The organism is Cupriavidus sp. H18C1 (assembly GCF_049311595.1).
Taxonomy (GTDB): Bacteria; Pseudomonadota; Gammaproteobacteria; order Burkholderiales; family Burkholderiaceae; genus Cupriavidus; species Cupriavidus cauae.
On the sequence record NZ_CP186008.1, the window covers coordinates 1,323,052 to 1,345,043 of the forward strand.

The 21,992-nt window shown below is 68.1% G+C and carries 17 protein-coding genes and 3 pseudogenes; 6 read left to right on the forward strand and 14 right to left on the reverse strand.

The genetic code is table 11. The features are described from left to right. Nucleotides 1–22: 22 nt before the first annotated feature. The 6 genes and pseudogenes from OJJOAM_RS06265 to OJJOAM_RS06290 form a co-directional block, all read right to left on the reverse strand. A complete protein-coding gene (locus tag OJJOAM_RS06265) occupies nucleotides 23–814 on the reverse strand; it encodes an enoyl-CoA hydratase/isomerase family protein (RefSeq protein WP_422649235.1) in 792 nt (263 codons plus the stop codon). Nucleotides 815–866: 52 nt separating this feature from the next. Beyond that, nucleotides 867–1,859, reverse strand: coding sequence for a Bug family tripartite tricarboxylate transporter substrate binding protein (locus tag OJJOAM_RS06270; RefSeq protein WP_422649236.1), 993 nt, complete (start codon nucleotides 1,857–1,859; stop codon nucleotides 867–869). Between the two features lie 184 nt (nucleotides 1,860–2,043). Next, nucleotides 2,044–3,576: pseudogene (locus OJJOAM_RS06275) on the reverse strand (malonyl-CoA decarboxylase domain-containing protein). 135 nt (nucleotides 3,577–3,711) lie between these two features. Further along, nucleotides 3,712–4,446 (reverse strand): GntR family transcriptional regulator, encoded by a 735-nt coding sequence (locus OJJOAM_RS06280; protein WP_244258653.1) that lies wholly within the window; start codon nucleotides 4,444–4,446, stop codon nucleotides 3,712–3,714. A gap of 437 nt (nucleotides 4,447–4,883) precedes the next feature. Further along, complete coding sequence (locus OJJOAM_RS06285) at nucleotides 4,884–5,714, reverse strand: HpcH/HpaI aldolase/citrate lyase family protein (protein WP_422649237.1); 831 nt, start codon at nucleotides 5,712–5,714, stop codon at nucleotides 4,884–4,886. Between the two features lie 14 nt (nucleotides 5,715–5,728). Beyond that, a complete protein-coding gene (locus OJJOAM_RS06290) occupies nucleotides 5,729–6,901 on the reverse strand; it encodes a CaiB/BaiF CoA transferase family protein (RefSeq protein ID WP_422649238.1) in 1,173 nt (390 codons plus the stop codon). A gap of 154 nt (nucleotides 6,902–7,055) precedes the next feature. On the opposite strand from OJJOAM_RS06290, the gene OJJOAM_RS06295 reads away from it, so the two are divergent. Next, entirely contained in the window at nucleotides 7,056–8,006 is a 951-nt protein-coding gene (locus OJJOAM_RS06295) for a LysR substrate-binding domain-containing protein (protein ID WP_422649239.1), read from the forward strand. Nucleotides 8,007–8,041: 35 nt separating this feature from the next. On the opposite strand, the gene OJJOAM_RS06300 is transcribed toward OJJOAM_RS06295, so the two are convergent. Together OJJOAM_RS06300 and OJJOAM_RS06305 are read right to left on the reverse strand one after the other, a co-directional pair. Continuing rightward, nucleotides 8,042–9,451 (reverse strand): hypothetical protein, encoded by a 1,410-nt coding sequence (locus OJJOAM_RS06300; protein WP_422649240.1) that lies wholly within the window; start codon nucleotides 9,449–9,451, stop codon nucleotides 8,042–8,044. After that, nucleotides 9,378–10,022 (reverse strand): hypothetical protein, encoded by a 645-nt coding sequence (locus OJJOAM_RS06305; RefSeq protein WP_422649241.1) that lies wholly within the window; start codon nucleotides 10,020–10,022, stop codon nucleotides 9,378–9,380. The genes OJJOAM_RS06300 and OJJOAM_RS06305 overlap by 74 nt, the downstream gene beginning before the upstream one ends. A 370-nt stretch (nucleotides 10,023–10,392) precedes the next feature. On the opposite strand from OJJOAM_RS06305, the gene OJJOAM_RS06310 reads away from it, so the two are divergent. Continuing rightward, nucleotides 10,393–12,078 (forward strand): ShET2/EspL2 family type III secretion system effector toxin, encoded by a 1,686-nt coding sequence (locus OJJOAM_RS06310; protein WP_422649242.1) that lies wholly within the window; start codon nucleotides 10,393–10,395, stop codon nucleotides 12,076–12,078. Nucleotides 12,079–12,166: 88 nt separating this feature from the next. On the opposite strand, the pseudogene lgt reads toward OJJOAM_RS06310, so the two are convergent. Together lgt and OJJOAM_RS06320 are read right to left on the reverse strand one after the other, a co-directional pair. Then, nucleotides 12,167–12,971 (reverse strand): annotated as a pseudogene (gene lgt / locus OJJOAM_RS06315) (prolipoprotein diacylglyceryl transferase). 80 nt (nucleotides 12,972–13,051) lie between these two features. After that, nucleotides 13,052–14,086 carry a LysR family transcriptional regulator gene (locus OJJOAM_RS06320; protein WP_422649243.1) on the reverse strand — a complete coding sequence of 345 codons (1,035 nt, stop codon included), beginning with the start codon at nucleotides 14,084–14,086 and terminating at the stop codon, nucleotides 13,052–13,054. Nucleotides 14,087–14,288: 202 nt separating this feature from the next. Here OJJOAM_RS06320 and ilvD point away from each other — a divergent pair, with 202 nt between their 5' ends. Beyond that, a complete protein-coding gene (gene ilvD / locus OJJOAM_RS06325; RefSeq protein ID WP_422649244.1) occupies nucleotides 14,289–15,962 on the forward strand; it encodes a dihydroxy-acid dehydratase in 1,674 nt (557 codons plus the stop codon). A 205-nt stretch (nucleotides 15,963–16,167) separates the two neighbouring features. Here ilvD and OJJOAM_RS06330 read toward each other — a convergent pair whose 3' ends face one another. Next, nucleotides 16,168–16,749 carry a TetR/AcrR family transcriptional regulator gene (locus OJJOAM_RS06330; RefSeq protein ID WP_422649245.1) on the reverse strand — a complete coding sequence of 194 codons (582 nt, stop codon included), beginning with the start codon at nucleotides 16,747–16,749 and terminating at the stop codon, nucleotides 16,168–16,170. A gap of 109 nt (nucleotides 16,750–16,858) precedes the next feature. Between OJJOAM_RS06330 and OJJOAM_RS06335 the strand changes: the two genes are divergently transcribed. Both OJJOAM_RS06335 and rocF read left to right on the forward strand, forming a co-directional pair. Then, complete coding sequence (locus OJJOAM_RS06335) at nucleotides 16,859–17,284, forward strand: VOC family protein (protein WP_422649246.1); 426 nt, start codon at nucleotides 16,859–16,861, stop codon at nucleotides 17,282–17,284. An 89-nt stretch (nucleotides 17,285–17,373) separates the two neighbouring features. Continuing rightward, nucleotides 17,374–18,285, forward strand: a complete 912-nt coding sequence (gene rocF / locus OJJOAM_RS06340; RefSeq protein ID WP_422649247.1) for an arginase — start codon at nucleotides 17,374–17,376, stop codon at nucleotides 18,283–18,285. A 73-nt stretch (nucleotides 18,286–18,358) separates the two neighbouring features. Here the strand turns inward: rocF and OJJOAM_RS06345 are convergent, their stop codons facing one another. Continuing rightward, nucleotides 18,359–19,285, reverse strand: a complete 927-nt coding sequence (locus tag OJJOAM_RS06345) for an Rpn family recombination-promoting nuclease/putative transposase (RefSeq protein WP_422649248.1) — start codon at nucleotides 19,283–19,285, stop codon at nucleotides 18,359–18,361. On the opposite strand from OJJOAM_RS06345, the gene OJJOAM_RS06350 reads away from it, so the two are divergent. Continuing rightward, nucleotides 19,178–19,525 carry a hypothetical protein gene (locus OJJOAM_RS06350; protein WP_422649652.1) on the forward strand — a complete coding sequence of 116 codons (348 nt, stop codon included), beginning with the start codon at nucleotides 19,178–19,180 and terminating at the stop codon, nucleotides 19,523–19,525. The genes OJJOAM_RS06345 and OJJOAM_RS06350 overlap by 108 nt on opposite strands. 298 nt (nucleotides 19,526–19,823) lie before the next feature. Here the strand turns inward: OJJOAM_RS06350 and OJJOAM_RS06355 are convergent, their stop codons facing one another. Both OJJOAM_RS06355 and OJJOAM_RS06360 read right to left on the reverse strand, forming a co-directional pair. Beyond that, complete coding sequence (locus tag OJJOAM_RS06355; RefSeq protein ID WP_422649249.1) at nucleotides 19,824–20,267, reverse strand: DNA polymerase III subunit chi; 444 nt, start codon at nucleotides 20,265–20,267, stop codon at nucleotides 19,824–19,826. Nucleotides 20,268–20,279: 12 nt separating this feature from the next. Further along, nucleotides 20,280–21,840 (reverse strand): annotated as a pseudogene (locus OJJOAM_RS06360) (leucyl aminopeptidase). Nucleotides 21,841–21,992 lie beyond the last annotated feature (152 nt).

A 21,992-nucleotide genomic window follows, 5' to 3' on the forward strand; every position in this document is an offset into this window, starting at 1 on the left:
ACGGGGGACGGCAGCGGCGGCGCTAGGCGCCCTCCTGTCCGTCGAAACGGGGCGGGCGGCGCGCCAGGAAGGCCGCGACGCCCTCGGCATGGTCGCGGCTGGCCGCGTAGGAGAAGTGCGCATCGAGCTCGGCCGCCGACAGCGGCGCGGGCTGCGGCGACAGGCGCGCGATGGTGGCCTTGTTGATGCGCGCGGCCAGCGGCGCGCCGGCGGCAATGCGGCGCGCGGTGGCCATCGCCTCGGCGGCGACGTCGCCGCGCGATACCACGCGCGTCAGCAAGCCCTTGGCCTGCGCCTCGGCGGCATCGAACACGCGGCCTTCCAGCAGGATCTCCAGCGTCGCCGCGCGGCCGGCCAGTGCCAGCAGGCCCTGCAGCTCGCCGGGCGCCATCGGGAAACCCAGCTTGTTGATCGGCACGCCGAAGCGGCTGTCCGTCGACGCGATGCGCAGATCGCAGTGGCAGGCGATCTCCAGCCCGCCACCGACGCAGACGCCCTCGATGCAGGCCACCGTCGGATGCAGGCAGCCCGCGATTGCCGCGAGCGCCGGCGCCAGCAGGTCGACGTGGTAGGCGCGCACCGAGGCGGGATCGCCGCGCAGCCGCGGAAACTCCGCGATATCGGCGCCGGCGGCGAAGTTGCCGTCGGCGCCGCGCAGCACCACGCAGCGCAGCGTGCGGTCGTCCGACAGGCGCGCAAAGCCATCCGTCAGCGCGCGCCACATCGCTTCCGAGATCGCGTTGAGCTTGCCGGGGTTCGACAGCGTGACCAGCGCGATGTCGCCATCGCGCTCGAAGCTGACCGCGCCGCTCACGGCGCCCCCTGCGTGCTCGGGCTCGTCACCATCATCGCCAGCCTCATCGCCATCAATCCATCTTGGCGCCGGACTGCTGCACCACCTGGGCCCAGCGCTTGATCTCGGCGCGCTGGAACTGCGCGAACTGGTCCGGCGTGTACGACGGCGTCTCGGAGCCGTTGTTCAGCCAGATCTGCTTGAGCTCCGGCGTATTCAGCGCCTTGTTGACCTCGGCGTAGAGCTTGTCGCTGATCTCCTTGGGCGTGTTCTTCGGTACCCACAGCGCGTACCAGGTCGACACCTCGTAGTTCGGCACGCCCGCTTCGGCCGCGGTCGGCACGTCGGGGAAGGCCGGCGAACGCTTCGGCGCGGCCACCGCGAGCGCCCGGATGCGGCCGCCGCGGATATGCTGCGCCGACGAACCGAGGCCATCGAACACCATGTCGACCTGGCCGGCGATCAGGTCGGACAGCGCCGGCCCCGCGCCCTTGTACGGAATATGCGTGATGAAGGTCTTGGTCTGGATCTTGAACAGCTCGCCCGCCAGATGGTGCGACGACCCGTTGCCGGCGGAGCCGTAGTTCAGCTTGCCGGGGTTCTGGCGCGCGTAGGCGATCAGCTCCTGCAGCGTCTTGGCCTGGACCTTGGTCGGGTTGACCACCACCACCTGCGGCGGCTGCGCGATCACTGTGATCGGCACGAAGTCCTTCTCGATGTCGTAATCGAGCTTCTTGTAGAACGAGGGCGCGATCACGTGATGCGCGCCGCCGATGAAGATCGTGTAGCCATCGGGCGCGGCCTTCGAGGCGAGGCTGGCGCCGACCGTGCCGCCCGCGCCGCCGCGGTTGTCGATGACGAACTGCTTGCCGAGCTGCTTGGACAATTGCGCCGCCAGCGGGCGCGCAAAGGCGTCGGTGCCCCCGCCGGCCGGGAACGGCACGACGATCGTGACCGGCCGGGACGGCCAGGGCTCCTGCGCCGCCGCCGGGCCGAGCGCCATCATTGCGATGCCGCCGGCCACTGCCAGCATCCGTGCCGTCCGCTTGAACTGACTACGTTCCATGGTGTGCCTCCTCGCTTTGTCTTATGAAAATGCGATGTGAACTGCTGGTGTGAACCGCGTTGGAACTTCCCGTCGAAAATGCACTGCGAAACTTGATGCTGCGGTAATGCGATCCGGTAATGCCATCCGGTAATGCGATCCGGTAATGCCATCCGGTGATGCGAGCCCTGCCGGCCGCGCTCCCTCAGGAGCGCGCCAGCAGCTTGGCGACCGACCGGCTGATGCGCGGACTGCCCTCGCCGAGCTTGGTCAGATTGTCGTCAAGCGCCTCCGGCACGTACAGGTAATTGACCATCATGCCGCACGACTGCGCGCGGCCCTTGCTCGACAGGTCCGCGCCCCCAGTTCAGCCGCTCGACGCAGGCGCCGTTGCCGAGGTGGAAACGCGCCACCGGGTCGGCAGGCAGCGCGCCGTTGCGGGCGTGCACCAGGAAGTGCGCCGCCAGCGCCAGGCCGCTGTCGCGCACCAGCGCATCGTCGGAGCTCGCGTTCAGCGCCGCCAGCCATTCGGCACCGGTCGCGGGCACCGCCGGCGGCTTCGTTTCCCCCGGCGGCCGGCGCGCGCGCTCCAGCGCTGCATGCACTTGCCGCCCAGCACCCTGGCGACGGTATCGCCGTCCTGCTTGCGCAACCAGTCGGCGAAACCCGGTATCGGCGACAGCGTGGCGAACTGCTTGACCTTGGGAAATTCGCGCTGCAATTCCTCGATGACGCGCTTGAGCAGGAAGTTGCCGAAGCTGACGCCGCGCAGGCCGGGCTGCGTATTCGAGATCGAGTAGAAGATCGCCCATTTGACGCGGCGCAGGTCTTCCTGCGGCGCGGCCTCGTCGAGCAGGCTCTGCACGTTGGCGGCCATCTCGGGCACGAAGGCCACCTCGACGAAGATCAGCGGCTCGCGCGGAATCCGCGGATGGAAGAACGCATAGCAGCGGCGATCCGAATCGAGCCGGTTGCGCAGGTCGGCCCAGGAGGCGATCTCGTGCACCGCCTCGTAGCGGATCAGCTTTTCCAGCAGCGACGCCGGCGAATCCCAGGTGATCGGCTGCAGCTCCAGCAGGCCGACGTCGAACCAGTTCGACAGCAGGCCCTCCAGGTCTTCGTCGAGCACGCGCAGGCCGGGGATCTTCTTGTACCAGCGCAGCATGTCCGCGCGCAGGTGGATGATGAAATGCAGGCCGCAGGCCGACGTCGCGCTCGGGCCGTGCAGCCCGGCCAGCCGCTTGAAGAAGCGGATGCGGGCGCTCGCCAGCGCGTGCGAGAGGCCCGAGCCATTGCGTGCTGGCTTGCCGCCCTCGCCCGCCGTCGTGCCCGCTGTCGTCGCTTCGCCGGCGCCGTCCCCCTGCGCACCGCTGTTGGCCACCTCGGCCAGCAGCGTCAGCATGGCCTGGCGCGTCGGCTCGTCGGCGGCCTCGTATTCGTTGCGCCAGGCCTGCGCGGCCGCGTTGGCGGCGCCGTCGGTCAGGCGGGCATCGAAGCACAGCCGCAGTTCCTCGCGCTGCCGGCGCTGCACGCGCGTGCTCAGCGTCGCGGGCCCGGCGGCGCGGGTCTTGCCATCGTTGGCCGCATCGGCCTCGGCCGGGGTCCCCTTGCGGTTCCACCAGCGGCCGAAGCGCGCCAGCAGCGTGCCGCCGGCGGCGTCGGGACGGGCGTCCCCCAGGGTTTCGCTGGCGCCGAGCGGCGCGCTGACGGTCTTGTCTCCGGTCTCGAAAGAAGTCATCGAACTACCTGTCGGGCAAAGGATGGAAGCGGATCTCGAAACGTTACGGTGCTGCGTGGCGAGGGTGAGTGGGGGGTCGTCGATGGTCGGTCAGCGGTCAGTTGGCAGTCGGTTGGCGGTCGGTTGGCGATCGGTCTAGCGGTCGGAGGCGGCCTTGGCGGCGAGGCGCAGGCGGCTGTGGCGCCGCCGCGCAGGGGCCGCGGGTTCGGGCGCTGCGGCCTGCGCATCCGCGTCCAGCGCCTTCAACGCGGCGCGCTGGCGCAGCAGGTGGGTCTTCATCATCGCCTCGGCGCCTTCCGGGTCGCGCGCCTTCAGCGCGGCGAAGACCGACAGGTGCTCGGCACAGGATTCGTCGATGCGGCCCGGCAACTGCAGGCTTTTGTGCCGCGACAGGCGCAGCACCTTGCGCAGGTCGCCGATCAGCCCGGACAGCCAGCGATTGCCGGCAAGCCGCTGGATCGCCTCGTGGATCTGGTAATTCGTCTCGTAGTAGGCGTCGATCTGGCCTGCGCCGGCGTAGCGCGCCAGATCGCGATGCAAGTCCTCGAGCGCGTCGAGGTCGGCGGCGGTGGCGTTGCGGGCCGCCTCGTAGGCGCAGCGCCCTTCGAGCAGCGCCATCAGCGGAAAGATCTCGTCGAGGTCCTGTTCGGACAGCTCGTTGACGAAGCAGCCGCGGCGCGGCTCCAGCCGCACCAGCCCTTCGGCGGCCAGCACCTTCAGCGCCTCGCGCAGCGGGGTGCGGGAAATGCCAAGCGTGGTGGCCAGGGCCGCTTCGTCGATCCAGGCGCCGGGCACGAGCGTGTGCTCGTCGATCATGGCGCGCAGGCGATCGGCGACTTCGAGATACAACGCCTGCTGGACGATGCGCATGGATGCCTCCCGGTGCGATGCGTGGGACATCGCGATGGCCGTCGCCCCTGGGGAGGCCCTCGCAATAATTCATAATTATGAATAACGGCGAGGGAATGGCAAGGCGTTTCGATGTTGCAGAGCGGCAAGCGCTGTAAGCGCCTTGCACGATGGCCTGCAGGCGGCTTGTGCGTGGCTTATGCCCGGCTGTGGGCGGCTTGTGGGCGGCTTGTTAGCGGCTTGTGAGCGGCTTGTTAGCGGCTTGTGAGCGGCTTGTGAGCGGCTTGTGAGCGGCTTGTGGGCGGCTTGTGGGCGGCTTGTGGGCGGCTTGTGGGCGGCTTGTGGGCGGCTTGCGGGCGGCTTGCGGGCGGCTTGAGGCGCCTGCTGCGCTTGCGTAGCTCCGTAGCGGGCTGGGAAGCGGCGCCTTGGGCGGGCGCCGCGACGTACAGTACGCCGCTTCAGCCGTCCGCCAGAATGCGCCGCGCCCGCTCCAGCACCGGGCGATCGACCATCTTGCCGTCCACCGCCACGGCGGCGCCGTCGGCCGAGGCGGCCGCGTCGACCACGCGCCTGGCCCAGGCCAGTTCGGCCTCGGTCGGCGCGAGACCGGCGTGGACGGATCCCACCTGCGCCGGGTGGATCAGCAGCTTGGCGCCGAAGCCGAAGGCGCGCGCACGCGCCGTTTCGGCGCCCAGCGCCGCGGTATCGCCGAGCGCGGTGCAGACACCGTCCACCGGCGCAGGAAGCCCCGCCGCGCGCGAATACAGCACCAGCAGGCTGCGGAAGGCATGCAGCGGCTCGCCCTCGTCGCCGACGCCCAGGTCGCCCATCAGGTCGATGCTGCCGAACAGCAGCCGCACCACGCCGGGCTGCGCGGCCAGCTGCGCAAGCTGGGCGAAGCCCGCCGCGGTTTCCAGCAGTGCATGGCATTGCACGGCCGGCAGCGCCTGCCGCAGCGCCCGCATCGCCTCGGCATCGGCCTTGGGCAACACCAGCGTGTCGACGCCGAGCGCGCGGCACCAGGCGATATCGTCGTCGTGGTACGGCGTGCCGGCGGCGTTCACCCGCACCAGCAGCAGCACGCCTGCATCGGCGGCCTGCCGCGCCAGCGCGGGCCAGGGCGCGCGCAGGCCCTCGCGTGCGGCGGCCTTGTCGGCCGGCGCCACCGCGTCCTCGAAATCCACGATCACCGCGTCGGCCCCGGCCGCGAGCGCCTTGCCGACACGATCCGGCCGGTTGGCCGGCACGAACAGATAGCTGCGCGGCAGCCGCGTGCCCGGAGTCGTCATCGCGTTCTCCGCCGTCATACCGCGCCGGCCGCGCGCATCGCGGCAATCTGTTCGCCTGCGATGCCGAGCTCGGCCAGGATCGCGTCGGTATGCTGGCCGAGGGCCGGCACCGGATCCATGCGCGCGTCCGTCATGCCGGGCGGCAGCAGCGCCGGGATGGTGCCCGCCGGTGTGTCGACCTGGCGCCAGCGCTGCCGCGCGGCCAACTGCGGATGCGCCCAGACGTCGGCCATCGTATTGACCTGCGCGTTGGCGATCTTCGCGGCGTCGAGCCGCGCGCCGACCTCTTCGGCGCTCCACTGCGAGAACGCCGCGACGATGCGCTCGCGCAGCGCGGCACGATTGGCGCTGCGCAGGCTGTTGCTGGCGTAATCGGGATGGGCGATCAGCTCGGGCTGCTGCAGCACCGACTCGCAGAACACCGCCCACTCGCGCTCGTTCTGCAGGCCCAGCATCACGGTCTTGCCGTCGCCGGTCGGGAACGGCCCGTAGGGATAGATGGTGGCATGCGAGGCGCCCGCGCGCGGCGGCGGCGAGGCGCCATCGAAGGCGTAGTACAGCGGGAAACTCATCCACTCGACCATCGACTCGAGCATCGAGATATCGATGCGCTTGCCGCGGCCCGTCTGCCCGCGCTCGAGCAGCGCGGCCAGGATATTGGTGTAGGCGTACATGCCCGCGGCGATATCGGCGATCGATGCGCCGGCCTTGACGCCCTCCTCCGGCGTGCCGGTCACCGAGACGAAGCCCGACTCGCTCTGCACCAGCAGATCGTAGGCCTTCTTGTCGCGATAGGGACCGTCGGCGCCGTAGCCCGAGATATCGCAGACGATCAGCCGCGGAAAGCGCTCGGACAACGCGGCATGGTCGAGCCCCAGCCGCGCCGCCGCACCGGGCGCGAGGTTCTGCACCAGCACGTCGGCGCGCGCGAGCAGCGCGTCGAGCACCGGCGCCGCGCCGTCGTGCTTGACGTCCAGCGTCAGGCTCTCCTTGCCGCGATTGGTCCAGACGAAGTGCGAGGACAGGCCGCGCACGCGATCGTCGTAGGCGCGCGCGAAATCGCCGGCCCCGGGCCGCTCGACCTTGATCACGCGGGCGCCGAGGTCTGCCAGCTGGCGCGTGCAGAACGGCGCGGCGATGGCCTGTTCGAGGGAGATGACGGTGATGCCTTCAAGCGGTCGGGTCATGGCAGTGGCTTCGCGAAGGGGAATGGGAGGACCGGGATGGCGGGCGATGGCATCAATCTAGCCGCGATCGCCGGCGCGCGGAAATACGGAATCGCGAGCCAGCCATAAGTACAATCAATACCTTCGGCTTTTCACTGGGTCATTGGGGCGGGACATGGATATCCGGGGCATGCGCTATTTCGTCGCGATCGTCGAGCACGGCAGCCTGACCCGTGCCGCCGAGGTCGCCCACGTGGCGCAGCCCGCCCTGAGCCAGCAGTTGGCGTCGCTGGAAGCGGAACTGGGCGTGGCGCTGGTGCATCGCGGCGCCAAGGGCGTCAAACCCACCGAGGCGGGCCGCACGCTGTACCGGCACGCCCGCGCGATCCTCAAGCAGATCGACGTGGCGCGCGCCGACGTCAAAGTGGCCGGCGCGGACATCGCCGGCACCGTGGCGATCGGCCTGCCGACCACCGCCGCCGCGGCATTCGGCATGCCGCTGGTGCGCGTGGTGCGCCAGCGCTATCCGGGCGTCCGGCTGCAGCTGTTCGAGAGCATGAGCGGCTATATCGCCGAACTGCTGAACAACAACCGGCTGGACTTCGCCATTCTGTTTCGCGATACCCCATCGCGGGCGGTGGAACTGGAGCCGTTGGCCAGCGAGGCGCTGTACCTGGTCGGCACGCCGCCGGTCCCCGCGCAATCGAAGCGGCTTCGCGCCAAGTCCGGCAAGGAAGGAACCATTGCCCTGAAGGCGCTGGCCGATATCCCGCTGGTGTTGCCGAGCGGGGCACAAGGGCTGCGCGAAGTGCTGGAGCGGCATGCCAGCGGCGCCGGCATTCGGCTGCAGGTCGTGGCCGACCTCGACTCGCTGCCGATCCTGCTGCAGACCGCCCGGGAAGGGCTGGCCTGCACGATCCTGCCCGCGTCGTCACTGAGCCGCGAACCGGACGACGATGCCCTGCCGACACGGCTGATTCTTCCCGAGCTCGGCCGCACGCTGTCGCTTTGCTGGCCGCGTGCGCTGCCGCGGACCGCCGCCGCCGATGCGGTGGCCGAGGCCTTGCGCGAGATCGTCGCCGCGAAGATCGCGGAAGGCGGCTCGTTGAAGCCCGCCCGCGCGTAACGTCCCCCCTTACGGCCTTACGGCCCTTACGGCCCTTACGACCCTTTCGGCCCTTTCATCGGCTCGGGCCTCAATTCCCGCTCCATCGTCGCGATGCGTGCGGCGATGGATTGGGCGAAGAAGTGCATGGCTCGCTCGAGCGCCAGGTTCCGGAACGTTCGCTGGAAAACGGAAGCGCACACGTCGTCCAATTGGCGGACGAGCGCCGCCGCCTGGGCAATGACCGCGTTCCAGGCCTGGCTTGCCGCGGCGCGCTCCGAGGCATTGGGCAAATCGTCGAAGCTGATGCTGTTGTGGTCGTCGAACAGCGCACGCAGTCCGGTCACGTTATTGCCAAGAAACCGGCCGCGTTCCATATACATCGTGACGGCCAGCTGATTCATCGCACTGGCCGTGGCGAAGCGGTCGGCATGGAGGCCCCCCATCTGCTCCAGCGCGAGCATCTCGCTGCGTGCCTTTTCCAGAAGCTGAAAGGCGCAGAGATATTCGACCATGACGTCCTTCTTGTGCTCGGCCCCCTCGATCCGCTCCGGATAGGGCTGCGTGAGTGTCGTCGAGAGGTGCTGCACGTATCGCGCAGCGGTGCGGACCCGGCTCTCCGCCCAGGCCCGGCTCTCCTCCCACCGTGACTGCACGCCGTCCGGCGGCGCCTGCACGGCTTGCACTGCGGAGATCGCTGCCGGGACCGCGTTGTCATCAGCGGCGGCAGCGGCGACAGCGGCGGGAAGGGCCTGCGAGGCGCTCTCGCTCTTCCCAAGACCATAGGCCGACGCATCGCCCAACCCGTCCGGGCCCTCTTCCATGTCCACCGTGTTGTACGACCCAATGCTCGAGGTGGATACGGTTCGGCTCAATGTGCGATCGCTGGCGCTATCGCCCGCATTGTCGACCGACTCGTCCGCCGACGCCGCCTCCGCGGTGCAATCCACCGTGCTCGGCGGATTCTTCCGCTCAAAGCCCAGGCGGTACCAAAGCTGTTCGATCATCTGATCGTTGTCCAGCGCTTCGTGCCAATCGCTGTCGTGGCTGCCGGCCACGTCCTCGGGCGCGTTGGCGGGCACGTCGTCGGGCACGTTGTCAGGTGCATCGGCCGCGCTCCGGTCGAGGACGACCGGCCGCGACGATACGGTGCGCGCCAGTCCAGTCTGCGCCCGCGCTCGCTCGCCAACATGGTCGACCAGGCGCCTGGCCGCCTCGCACAACTCGCTGCCCTGCACTTCCGCGCAAAAGAGAGCCGCCCCGATCTCGCCGCCACAAAGCTCCTCCAGCACGTCGCGCGCCAGCGGCTCCGAGAAGTCGGAATTGGCTTCGAGCCAACCGCTCATCCGGTTGCCAAGCTGGCGTACCACTTCGGCGAGATCCGGCTGCCGGTCAGGGAAGTGGCGGTAGGCCTCGGGCTTGGCGAACACTTCCCCTGCGCCGAAGATCGTGGCAAGCACGCCCACGGCGGCCGATGCACCGGTTCCCGCCGCACACGCCGCCGTCAGCAGGAAGGGAGCCGCCCAGCGCAACGCCGGTCACGGCCACCGGCCACAGGATCACCGCCAGCGTGACGGCACCGGCAATGCCGAGCAGTGCACCCACGGCGAGCGCGATGGCCTTGCCGACGCTGCGCTTTTGCACATGGGGCGCGATGTCGTCCTGCAGCGACTGAAGCCTTTGCATCAGAGCCTGGCATTGCGTCGCCAGCTTCAGGTTGCGTGCCATGACCACGGCGAGGTGTCGCTCCTGCGCCTGCGGGTCGGCCTCCCGGGGCATGGTGGCACGATGCTCGAGCTGCACGATGTCCCGTGCCGTGTTCAGCAACGCCCCCAGCTCCTTGTCGCACGCATCGAGTTGCTGTCTCAGTGGCTGCTTCTGGCTGGCCGGAAGGGCCAGCGCGTCAATCGTCCTTTTCAGTCGACGCAGATGCTGTGCGCAGTCCGCCCTCACCGTGTCGCCGATCGCGCCTTCCGCCTGCGGGACCGTGGCGACGGGCGCCTCGGGGGGAGGATGAGCCGGGCCGCTTGCCGACATCGTCTCGGATGCCGGGAGTCAGCGACGGAAAGAGAACGGTGGCGATGGCAGGAGCGGACAGGGACGGCATGATGAATCCGGGAGCGGGCGGCTGAACGAATTGGGGAGCGAAGGCGACGGCCGCCAGAACGACGGCGCGGACGAAAGACGATGGATTTCAGTCGGGTCGTGACGTCGGCCGGGAAGCGATCGCCGATGCGCCGCAGGTTCGCTCAAATTATGTGCAAAGGCTTTCATAAATCGTCAGGCAACTCGCGATAAGTGACACATGTCTCTTGAGCCATGCCACGCCGTGGCCGCATGCTTTTCGCCCGCCCTCTCCCGGAGAACATCGTGTTCCTCGCCCCTCCCCCCCACGAAACAACCCGTCGTGGTGCAATGCGCAGTCCCGGAGGCGCTGCGCAACCGTGACCTGCGGCGGCTAATGCAAGCCCATGGCGGGTGGCTGCAATGTGGAAGCGATCGCTTCCGGATCCGTTGGGAGAATGGGCGGCTCCATGTCCGCAGCAAAACGGCTGCGGAGCCGCAACGGCAGGCGCTGGCGGCGCTGCTGGCCGACAGACGCAGTGAACTGTTCGAGGATCGGTTCCGCTGGCCACGCGGCACCAACCCCTGCGTGCGGCTCAATGGCCTGGTCTCCTTCTCGCGTGGACGCCCGTCCGGGCCGATTGCCTGCCGCCATCTGGCCGTCTTCTGGCTTGGCCTGTTCATCGATGGCCTGCCGCACGGTCCCGACTACTCCAGGCTGGCGACCGCACAGGCACTGCGGGACAACGTCCCGCTGAGCTATGACTACAGGGTGGTACCGAACGCCGTGCAGCTCGGCAAGCTGCGTGTGGTGATGATCGGAGACTGGGGCAAGGAGTTCGCCGCGCGCCTGGCCGAACTCGAGCGCCGTGACGAACCGGCCACGACCCTGCTGATCCTGACACCCGATCACGCAATGGCCGTCGGGCTGCGCATCCTGCGCGAGCCGCATCGAACCCGCTACGTCGTCGCCTTCTACGATCCCAACATCACCGCCACGCATCTGGAAGCGCGCTTCGACGACATGGAAGCGGTATGCGAGCTGGAGGCGCGATGCTTCACCGCGTTCGCGCGCGACTACGATCCATTCCTCCGGCAAGGCCAGACGCTGAACACGGTGGACGCCATGCTGATGGTCGAGCTCGACATGGCGACGCTGCGGCAGCTGCGCGAGATCGACGTGACCCTGCCCGAGCAGCCGCGGCAATTGTCGGGTGCGCTGCCGCCTCTCACTGCCGATGCCTTGTGGTACCTGCTGCGTTATGGCTGCGAGGACGCGGTCCGTCAGATGGCACCGGCACTGCGCGCGCTGCCCGGGCATGAACGCATCCAGCGGCTGAGCACGAACCGCTCGACTCAGCTGTTCTACGACATCATGTCGCACGGGCTGCCATCGTCGGCGAGGCTGTTTGGGGAACTGATCGCCGATCTTCCGCTGGAGCAGCGGATTCGCCTGCTGCGGTCGCAGGCGGACTGCGGCACGACGGCCTTCGGTTACGCCGTGAAGGCCGGCCGCACCGAGATGTTCCGGCCATTTCTGGAATTGCTGCAGGCGCTGGTGCCCAGCGACCATCACTACGCCATGCTGGCGGCCGCCATGCCGGACGGGACCTCGGCGCTCTATCACGCGTGCAAGCACGGCAGTTTCAATACGCCGCCGGCGTATGCCGCCGCCTTGTCGTCGTTGCCGCCCCTGCTTCTCGCTTCGCTGATGTGCGCGCGCTCGGCCGACAACGAAACGGGCCTGGAGGTGGCCGTGCGAAACAAGGATCTGAACACCATCGGCAATTTTGACAGGGTGTTCCCGCTGCTGCCGCCGCAAGCCTGCGTCTATCTGCTGAAACCGGCGTGGCGGTTGATTCGACGGCTGAATGCGCAGGGGCGCAAGGACCCGATGATCGAGCAGATGATGCGATCGCACCTGGAGCGGTTTGCCCCGTCGCTGCTGTCGGGCGACGGCAGCGGTCGGGACGGGCGTGCCAGAGCGGCCTCGAAAGGCCGGGCACGCTGGAAGTGGAAGCTGGGCTGACGCCGGCCGCTTTCGGGCGCTATCAGGCCGCTATCAGGCCGCTATCAGGCCGCTATCGGGCTGCTATCAGGTCGATATCAGCCCAAGGTCAGGCCGACAGCTGCGGCTGGCGCCGATACGCCCACCACATCATCGCCGCGCCCGCCACGATCATCGGCAGGCTCAGCCACTGACCCATCGAGAAGTTCAGCGCCAGCAGGCCGAGGAAGTTGTCCGGCTCGCGCGCGAATTCGGCGAGGAAGCGGAACACGCCATAGCCCAGCAGGAAGGCGCCGGACACCGCCCCCCATCGGCCGCGGATGGCGGGCGAACAGCCACAGGATCACGAACAGCGCGACGCCCTCGCCGGCGAACTGGTACAGCTGCGACGGATGGCGCGCGATATTGTCGCCAGCCTGCGGAAAGACCATGCCCCAAGGCAGATCGGTCGGACGGCCCCACAGCTCGCCATTGATGAAGTTGCCCAGGCGCCCGGCGGCCAGGCCGCAGGGAATCATCGGCGCGATGAAGTCGGTCACTTCCATCCAATGCCGGCCCCGCACCTTCGAGAACACCCACATCGCGATCACCACGCCGAGGAAGCCGCCGTGGAAGGCCATGCCGCCCTCCCACACCTTGAAGATGTCGAGCGGGTGCGACAGGTAGAAGGACGGCTTGTAGAACAGCACGTAGCCGAGGCGCCCGCCGAGGATCACGCCGAGCACGCCGTAGAACAGCAGGTCGTCGATATCGCGCGCGGTCCAGCCCTGCGCCGCCACCTGCGGCTGGCGCAGCCGGATGCGGCCGAACCACATAAACATGATGAAGCCGGCCAGGTACATCAGCCCGTACCAGCGGATCGCCAGCGGGCCCAGATGGATGGCGATGGGATCGAAGTTCGGATGGATCAGCATGCGGGTCTATCGCTTGGCGTTGTCGGATGGGGTTGGTGGGATGGATGGAATCGGGGTCAGCGTCGGGATCGGCGTCGGCATCAATGCTTCGGCTTCTGCCTGGGATTCGGCCCGGGATTCGGCCCGGGATTCGGCCCGGGATTCGGCTCGGACGCGGTGGCACGGCGCTTCGATGCGCCGCTTCCCGGGCGCGCGGCCGGCGCCAGCGCCGATGCGATCTCGATGAACGAGCGCAGCACCGGGCTGGGCCCGGCCGCGCCGTTGTCGCGCCAGGCCAGGCCTGTTTCGATCTCCGGCACCGCGCCGCGCAACGTCAGATACGACACGCCGGTACGCCGCAGGTTGCATAGCGAGGCCGGCACCAGCGCGACGCCGATGCCGGCCGACACCAGGCTGACGATGGTCTGCATCTGGATCGCTTCCTGCGCGATCACCGGGGCAAAGCCGTCGCGCGCATAGTAACCGGTAATGATGTCATGAAATGCCGGCGCGCTTCGGCGCGGAAACAGGATCAACGGTTCGTGCGCGAAATCGGCCAGCGCAACCACATCCGGCTGCGCGGCGCCGCCACGCCGTCCCGGCGCGCGCCAGTCCTGCGGCACGGCGAGCACCAGCGGCTCGCGCACCAGCGGCAGGTACGACAAGCCATGCGGCAAGGCCGGCATCTGCGGGCGGATCACCAGTCCGGCGTCGATCTGGCCCTCGGCCAGCGCATCGAGCTGGATATCGCTGGTGGCCTCGCGCAGCTGCAGCTGGACCTCGGGATGCCGCGCGCGAAAGCGCCGCAGCAGATCGGGCAGGATGCCGTAGTCCGCGGTGCTGACGAAGGCCAGCGACAGCGTGCCGATTTCGCCGCGGGCCAGCCGCTGCGCCAGCGCGGGCAGGCTGGCGGCGTCGGCCAGCACCCGCCGCACTTCGGGCAGCCACTGCTGGCCGGCCGGGGTCAGCGCCACCGAGCGCCGCGTCCGCACGAACAGTTGCACGCCGATCTCGTCCTCCAGCGCCTGGATCTGCTGCGACAGCGGCGGCTGCGTCATGGCCAGGCGCGCGGCGGCGCGGCCGAAGTGCAGTTCCTCGGCGACGGTAACGAAATAGCGCAACTGGCGCAGATCCACGCGGGCTCCCGGTGCGGCGAGGGCGTCAATCGCCTTCGATTCCCGGCGATCGCCCCCTTCCGTGACACGTTTTGTAATAGGCAAAACGACTCAATACAGCACGAATAATATATTTGACACTGCAAAACGCAAACGGCATGCTGTCGGCCACAACTACAGCGGCGCCCGCCCGGGCGCCACGCCAGTCCCCGGAGAGATACGCATGGCATACAACAACCGCTCGCAGAACATCACGCAAGGCGTGGCGCGCTCGCCCAACCGCTCGATGTACTACGCGCTGGGCTACCAGAAGGAAGACTTCGACAAGCCGATGGTCGGCATCGCCAACGGCCACTCGACCATCACGCCGTGCAACGCCGGCCTACAGCGCCTGGCGGACGCCGCCGTCGAGGCGATCAAGAGCGCCGGCGCCAATCCGCAGATCTTCGGCACGCCGACCATCTCCGACGGCATGTCGATGGGCACCGAGGGCATGAAGTACTCGCTGATCTCGCGCGAGGTCATCGCCGACTGCATCGAGACCGCCGCGCAGGGCCAGTGGATGGACGGCGTGGTCGTCATCGGCGGCTGCGACAAGAACATGCCGGGCGGCATGATCGCGCTGGCGCGCACCAATGTGCCGGGCATCTACGTCTACGGCGGCACCATCAAGCCGGGCAACTGGAAGGGCAAGGATCTGACCATCGTGTCCTCGTTCGAGGCCGTGGGCGAGTTCACGGCCGGCCGGATGAGCCAGGAGGACTTCGAGGGCGTGGAGAAGAATGCCTGCCCGTCGACCGGCTCCTGCGGCGGCATGTACACCGCCAACACGATGAGCTCGTCGTTCGAGGCGCTGGGCATGTCGCTGCTGTATTCGTCGACGATGGCCAACCCCGACCAGGAGAAGGTCGACAGCGCCGCCGAATCGGCGCGCGTGCTGGTCGAGGCGATCAAGAAGGACATCAAGCCGCGCGACATCATCACGCGCAAGTCGATCGAGAACGCCGTCAGCCTGATCATGGCGACCGGCGGCTCGACCAACGCGGTGCTGCACTACCTGGCGATCGCGCATGCGGCCGAGGTCGAATGGACCATCGACGATTTCGAGCGCATCCGCCGCAAGGTGCCGGTGATCTGCAACCTGAAGCCGTCGGGCCAGTACGTCGCCACCGACCTGCACCGCGCCGGCGGCATTCCGCAGGTGATGAAGATCCTGCTGAACGCGGGCCTGCTGCACGGCGATTGCCTGACCATCACCGGCCGCACGCTGGCCGAGGAACTGGAGCACGTGGCCGACCAGCCGCGCGCCGACCAGGACGTGATCCTGCCGATCGACAAGGCGCTGTACAAGGAAGGCCATCTGGCCATCCTGAAGGGCAACCTGGCCGAGGAAGGCGCGGTGGCCAAGATCACCGGGCTGAAGAACCCGGTCATCACCGGCCCGGCGCGCGTGTTCGACGACGAGCAGAGCGCGATGGACGCGATCCTGGCCGACAAGATCCAGGCCGGCGACGTGCTGGTGCTGCGCTATCTCGGACCGAAGGGCGGCCCCGGCATGCCGGAAATGCTGGCGCCGACCTCGGCGATCATCGGCAAGGGCCTGGGCGAGTCCGTGGGCTTCATCACCGACGGCCGCTTCTCGGGCGGTACCTGGGGCATGGTGGTCGGCCACGTCGCGCCGGAAGCGTTTGTCGGCGGCACCATCGCCCTGGTGCAGGAAGGCGATTCGATCACGATCGACGCGCACAAGCTGCTGCTGCAGCTGAACGTCAGCGACGAGGAACTGGCGCGCCGCCGTGCCGCCTGGAAGCAGCCGACGCCCCGCTATACGCGCGGCGTGCTGGCCAAGTTCTCGAAGCTGGCGTCGACGGCCAGCAAGGGCGCGGTCACGGACTGAGCCTCGATGTCATTCCCGCGAACGAGGGACCCCTGCGTCGTCGAACGCCACTGGGTCTTCGCCTTCGCGGGGATGACGGGTTGGCCAGCCAAGGAAGCCTGCGAGCGATCGCAGGCTTTTTTGTTAGGCGCTTGGCTTGGCGCTTGGTTTGGCGTCTTGCTTGGCGTCTTGCTTGGCGTTTGGTTCTGCGTCCACGCGGCGCCGTTCAGCCCGCCGCCACGGTCCGCTCGATCAGCCTGACCATCGCGGCGCGGATTGCGGCCGGATCGTCGCCGGCATCGATGGCGAGCGCGGCCCGGTCGAACGCCGCCGACAGCAACGTGGCCAGCGCATCCACCGTCAGCGGCGGCGGCAGGCGCGGGCCCAGCGCCGCCGCCAGCCCCTCGCGCAGCGTGCGGCCGGCGTGGGCCTGGTCCAGCGCCAGGCTTTCGCCGGCGCCGAGCACCGCCGGACCGTCCACCAACAGCAGCCGGGTGCGTCCGGCCACCGTCATCGCGTCCAGATAGGCCTCGCTGCCGGCGATCAGCGCCTTGCGCGGCGAACGGGTGGCGGGCGCCACGCGCTCGATCTCGTCGGCCACCGCCTTCGCCTCCTCCTCCAGCACCGCGCGAAACAGCGCGCGCTTGTCCTCGAAGTGGTGATAGAGCGCGCCGCGCGTGATGCCGGCCGCCGCGACGATCTCCGGGGTCGAGGTGTCCGCATACCCCTTGTCGACAAAGAGCGCGCGCGCGGCCGCCAGCAAGGCGCCGCGCGTGGCCTCGGTGCGTTCACGGTTGGTGCGTGGCATTTTTCTTTGCATACATACAGCCTGTATGTTATAACACCAAAAAGATACAGACTGCATGTTAATGTCATCTGGCCATTTCCCCAAGCGGCCGCACCGAACGGAGTCCGTCATGAAGATCACCAGCTTCTACCCCGTCATCCAGACCGCCGATGTGGCAGTCACGGCGGCCTTCTACCAACGGCATTTCGGCTTCAAGGCGCTGTTCTCCAGCGACTGGTACTGGCATCTGCAGTCGGCCGACGATGCCGGCGTCAATCTGGCCGTGCTCGACTACCGGCACGAGACCATCCCCGCGGGCAGCCGCGCACCGGTGGCCGGCACCATCCTGAACTTCGAGGTCGAGGACGTCGACACGCTGTACGCGCAGCTGCAGCAGGCCGGCCTGCCGATCCGGCTGGCGCTGCGCGACGAGGCCTTCGGCCAGCGGCACTTCATCACCGCCGATCCCAACGGCGTACTGATCGACATCATCAAGCCGATTCCGCCCTCGCCCGAGTTCGCCGCGCAATACGACCCGCAGGCCATGCCCGGCTGAGCGGCCCTTCGGGCGGTATCATGGCCCGGTGGTCGGCGGCCCCGACAACGCGCGGGCACCGGCGGCCTTCGATACCGCAAGGAGGGACCATGAAGACAGTGATGTTGATTGGCGCGCCTACCGATGTCGGCGCCAGCACGCGCGGCGCATCGATGGGACCGGAGGCGATGCGCGTCGCCGATATCGCCGGCGCCCTGCAGCGCAATGGGCTCGACGTCGTCGATGGCGGCAATCTGTCCGGTCCCGCCAATCCCTGGCATCAGCCGATCGACGGCATGCGGCATCTCGACGAAGTGGTGGCGTGGAACCGCGGCGTGTTCGATGCCTGCTACGGCTGCCTGCGGGACGGACGCTTTCCGCTGCTGCTCGGCGGCGACCATTGCCTGGCGATCGGCTCGATCAGTGCGGCCGCGCGCCATTGCCGCGACACCGGCAAGAAGCTGCTGGTGCTTTGGCTGGACGCGCACGCCGACGCCAATACCGGCTCCACCAGTCCCAGCGGCAACATCCATGGCATGCCGGTCGCATGCCTGTGCGGCGATGGCCCTGCGCCCTTGATCTCGCTGAGCGGCACGGTGCCGGCGGTCAAGCCCGAGCATATCCGGCAGGTCGGCATCCGCAGCGTCGACGCCGAAGAGAAACGGCGGCTGCGCGACCTGAACCTCGTGGTCTTCGACATGCGCTACATCGACGAGAACGGCATGCGCCATACCATGCAGAACGCGCTCGCCGGCATCGACGACAACACCCATCTGCACGTCAGCTTCGACGTGGACTTCCTCGACTGCAGCATCGCGCCCGGCGTCGGCACGACGGTGATGGGCGGCCCGACCTATCGCGAAACGCAGCTTTGCATGGAGATGATCGCGGACACCGGCCGGCTCGGATCGCTCGACGTGCTCGAACTCAATCCGGCTTGCGACGTCCGCAACCAGACCGCTCGGCTGATGGTGGATTTTCTCGAGAGTCTGTTCGGGAAATCGACGCTGATCCGCCAGTGAAGCGTCGGGGAGTTGGAGGGTCGCGATCGCGCGAAATGCGCCGCGACCCGGGCGCCGGCGGGACGGCCTTCGGCTAGCAGAGGAACACGTCATCGAGGCGTTGGGCGTACAGCACGCGACGCGCCCACTCCTCGATCTGCTGCACCGAGGCGGAAAGCACCTTGGCGGCGATGTCCTCGGGCAAGGGACCGAAGCGATGGTCGAGCTGTTTGATCAATAGCTCTGCCCTTACTTCGGCCTCGAGCTTGGCCTTGACCTTCCGCGTGATGTCGCGCTCCAACCGGCGCGCCCACTTTCCATAGCCTTGCGACAGTTCCATATCCAGCTCCATCAGGTTGTGCACTTCGTTAAGATCCAGCGCGGACGCGCTGTAGTTGGCGGCTCGCGCCACGACCCATGCGGCTAGCGCCGTGTCGAGCGCGGCATTGCCTTGCGCCAGTTCCCTGGCAAGCCGCAACGGCGCAAACACGGCATCCACCGTCGTCGCGTGTTCGAGTCGCATCAGCACGGCAACGAGGTTGCGCTGCGTTGCCAGTTCCGATTCGGTATAGGCACTGCGGTCGATCAGGCAGTACTGCAGCCTGGGCTGATGATCTGCGACGCGGCCCGGTACGACCGGAATCATTGCTCCAATGTCCGTCGGCGCACGCCATCGCTCGGTGCCGTTGTAAAGCACGATCGGGAATACCAGCGGATAGCGGTGCCGGCCCCGGCCGCGGCAGCGCCGGCTGGCATCGCGATAGAACATGCCGACGTAGGCCAGCATGCGCGCGGCCATATGCGGGTCGTTGCTGCTTTGGAACTCGATCAGCAGGTGGACCGGCTGCTGCTGTCCCGGCACGCGCACCCGCCAGACCACATCGTTCAGGCCCACGCGCAGGCCGTCCGAGACATGGTGCGTCGGCACCATCTCCATGGAATCGAAGTCGGCCGTCTGCAGCCACGGATCCGAGATGAAGTCGCGGATCAGGTCGCGGACGACCTCGCGAAACGCGAACACCAGCTTGTACGAGGCGTCGTGATGACGGCCGGGCGTTCGCAGCCCGTCCCCATTCGCCCCGTCACCGGGCTCGCGTACGTCGAGGCAGGTCGGCCCTGGCAGGCGGCACGGCAGGTGGACGTCATGACCGTCGTGTCCGTGCGGGATGCGGGAATGGCCGGTGGGATAGCGCAGAGGACCGTACGGCGGATAGCGGCCGGCATGATCGGCAGCATGGCGATCGACCGGGGTTCGGCCTGAATGGCGCGGCGGACGCGGCCGCGGCTGGCGAGCGGAGTAGTCGAGCATTTGGCAATGACACCTGAAGGAGGGACAACGGGACACGGCGAAAGCCGATGCCGTAAGTTGCCAGCCTATGGGCTACGGTGCTTGCCTGAAATGCTGGGAAGTTAACTGGCGGAGACCACTATAGGAAGCGTTCGAAGGGAGCGTTCGAGGGGAGCGTTAGAAGGCGACCGTTCGAAGGGGAGCGCTTGAAGCAAAGCGTTCGGACAGAGCGTGGGAGGGGCCGCGCTACGCCGCGCCAGGGAAGCCGAAGCTAGGCGCCGGCACCCTCGCCCTGATTGCGTTGCCCGATATCGTGGTGCATCAGCGGATAGCCCCGCTCGCGATATTGGCGATAGCGTTCGCGCCCCGCGGCGCGATCGTCGGCGTCGCCGCCGACCACTTCGATCATGCGTTCGAAGCTGGCGAACTGCAGCGGGATCTTCGTATCGAGATTGATCAGCAGTTCGTGGTGCGGCACCGCGTCGAGCGCGGCGGCCAGCACGATCGGCGTTTGCGCCGCGTGCGGGCTGTCGAGCCCGCAGTGCGGCAGGAAATCCAGCGCCGAGAAGGTCCACAGCTGCGCATCGAGCCGCGCCAGCACCGCGGGCTCGGCATGCACGACGATCTTCTGCCCTGCTCCGTACGCCTTGCGGATCAGCCGGCAGACATAGCCGAGCTTGTCCGGCACGTTGCTGTGGAAGTCGATGCGCGTCATGGGTGTTGAGGATCAGCCTGCGCGGTCCATCAGGAATTGCGTCAGCAGCGGCACCGGGCGGCCGGTGGCGCCCCTTGGCCGCGCCGCTCTTCCACGCGGTGCCGGCGATGTCCAGGTGGGCCCAGTCGTACTTGTCGGCAAAGCGCGCCAGGAAGCAGGCGGCCGTGACGCTGCCGGCCGGGCGGCCGCCGATGTTCGCCATGTCGGCGAAGTTGGACTTGAGCTGGTCCTGGTACTCGTCGTCCAGCGGCATGCGCCACGCGCCGTCCATCGCCTTGCGACCGGCCTGCACCAACTGGTCGGCCAGCGCGTCGCTGCGCGCGTACAGGCCGGTGTTGACATGGCCCAGCGCGATGATGCAGGCGCCGGTCAGCGTGGCGACGTCGATCACGGCGGCCGGCTTGAAGCGCTCGACATAGGTCAGCGCGTCGCACAGGATCAGGCGCCCCTCGGCATCGGTGTTCAGGATCTCGATGGTCTGGCCCGACATGCTGGTCACCACGTCGCCCGGCTTGGTGGCGGTGCCGCTCGGCATGTTCTCGCAGGTCGGCACCACGGCGATGACATTGAGCTTCAGGCCCATCTCGGCCACCGCCTGCAGCGTGCCGAGCACCGAGGCGGCGCCGCACATGTCGTACTTCATTTCGTCCATGCCCTCGCCGGGCTTCAGCGAGATGCCGCCGGTATCGAAGGTGATGCCCTTGCCCACCAGCACCACCGGCGCCTGGCGCGCGCCGCCGCCGTCGTAGCGCAGCACGATGAACTGCGGCGGCTCGGCGGTGCCCTTGGTGACAGCGAGGAAGGCGCCCATCTTCAGCGCCTCGATCTGCTTGCGGCCCAGCACCTCGACCTTCAGCTTGAAGCGGCGCGCGATCGAGCGCGCGGTATCGGCCAGGTAGGTGGGCGTGCAGATATTGGAAGGCAGGTTGCCCAGGTCCTTGGTCAGCTCCATGCCGTTGGCGATCGCCACGCCGCGCACCACGGCCTGGTTCGCCGCCTTGGCCTCGGCCGCATCGACCGCCAGCACGACCTTGCGCAGGCCCAGAGCCTTGTCGTTGTTCTTGGCGCCGTTGCGCTTCAGTTCGGGATGGCGCTCCAGCAGCCGGTAGCCCGCCTCGCGGATCAGCGTGACGGTGGTGATCACGCGCCAGGCGATATCGCGCGTCGCGGCCTCGGCGGCGCCCTGCCCGGCCGCACGCGGTGCCGGCTGTGCGAGGCACCACAGGACATTGGCGGCACGCGTGCCGCTCAACGCACGCAATGCGGTACGCACCGCATCGGCGAAGGCCTTGTCGCCGAACTCCGACTCCTTGCCCAGGCCGACCAGCAGCACGCGCGCGGCGCCGATGCCCGCGACCTCGTGCAGCACCAGCTGCGAATTGCGCTTGCCTTCGAAGTCGCCGAGCTTGATCAATCTAGCCACCAGGCCCCGGGTCGCGGCGTCCAGCGCCTTGGCGACGCCGTCCAGACTCTGGCCCTCGAACACACCGACCACCAGGCAGTCGGTCTTGGTCGCCAGGAAACCATTCTGGCCCGCTTTGCTCAAATCCAGGGCTTTTGTGCTAAATTCCATCGCGCTTCCTTCCAGGGGCTCGTGTAGAACGAAAGCCTCCATTATCCGCGATTTTGCTTCGCGAACTTTTGGCAGTCACTTCCGCAGCGACTGGCCGCCGCTGGCCTGCAGCGCTGACGCCGTACCCTCCGTCAGCCGCCGGCGTGCGCCGC

What these genes read in the sequence shown, in the direction of transcription:
- OJJOAM_RS06285 (WP_422649237.1), bottom strand. Translation starts at nt 5,714, where the DNA reads ATGACGACTCCGGGCACGCGGCTGCCGCGCAGCTATCTGTTCGTGCCG.
- OJJOAM_RS06270 (WP_422649236.1), bottom strand. Translation starts at nt 1,859, where the DNA reads ATGGAACGTAGTCAGTTCAAGCGGACGGCACGGATGCTGGCAGTGGCC.
- OJJOAM_RS06280 (WP_244258653.1), bottom strand. Translation starts at nt 4,446, where the DNA reads ATGCGCATCGTCCAGCAGGCGTTGTATCTCGAAGTCGCCGATCGCCTG.
- OJJOAM_RS06295 (WP_422649239.1), top strand. Translation starts at nt 7,056, where the DNA reads ATGGATATCCGGGGCATGCGCTATTTCGTCGCGATCGTCGAGCACGGC.
- ilvD (WP_422649244.1), top strand. Translation starts at nt 14,289, where the DNA reads ATGGCATACAACAACCGCTCGCAGAACATCACGCAAGGCGTGGCGCGC.
- OJJOAM_RS06330 (WP_422649245.1), bottom strand. Translation starts at nt 16,749, where the DNA reads ATGCCACGCACCAACCGTGAACGCACCGAGGCCACGCGCGGCGCCTTG.
- rocF (WP_422649247.1), top strand. Translation starts at nt 17,374, where the DNA reads ATGAAGACAGTGATGTTGATTGGCGCGCCTACCGATGTCGGCGCCAGC.
- OJJOAM_RS06335 (WP_422649246.1), top strand. Translation starts at nt 16,859, where the DNA reads ATGAAGATCACCAGCTTCTACCCCGTCATCCAGACCGCCGATGTGGCA.
- OJJOAM_RS06350 (WP_422649652.1), top strand. Translation starts at nt 19,178, where the DNA reads ATGGTGCGTCGGCACCATCTCCATGGAATCGAAGTCGGCCGTCTGCAG.
- OJJOAM_RS06305 (WP_422649241.1), bottom strand. Translation starts at nt 10,022, where the DNA reads ATGTCGGCAAGCGGCCCGGCTCATCCTCCCCCCGAGGCGCCCGTCGCC.
- OJJOAM_RS06355 (WP_422649249.1), bottom strand. Translation starts at nt 20,267, where the DNA reads ATGACGCGCATCGACTTCCACAGCAACGTGCCGGACAAGCTCGGCTAT.
- OJJOAM_RS06290 (WP_422649238.1), bottom strand. Translation starts at nt 6,901, where the DNA reads ATGACCCGACCGCTTGAAGGCATCACCGTCATCTCCCTCGAACAGGCC.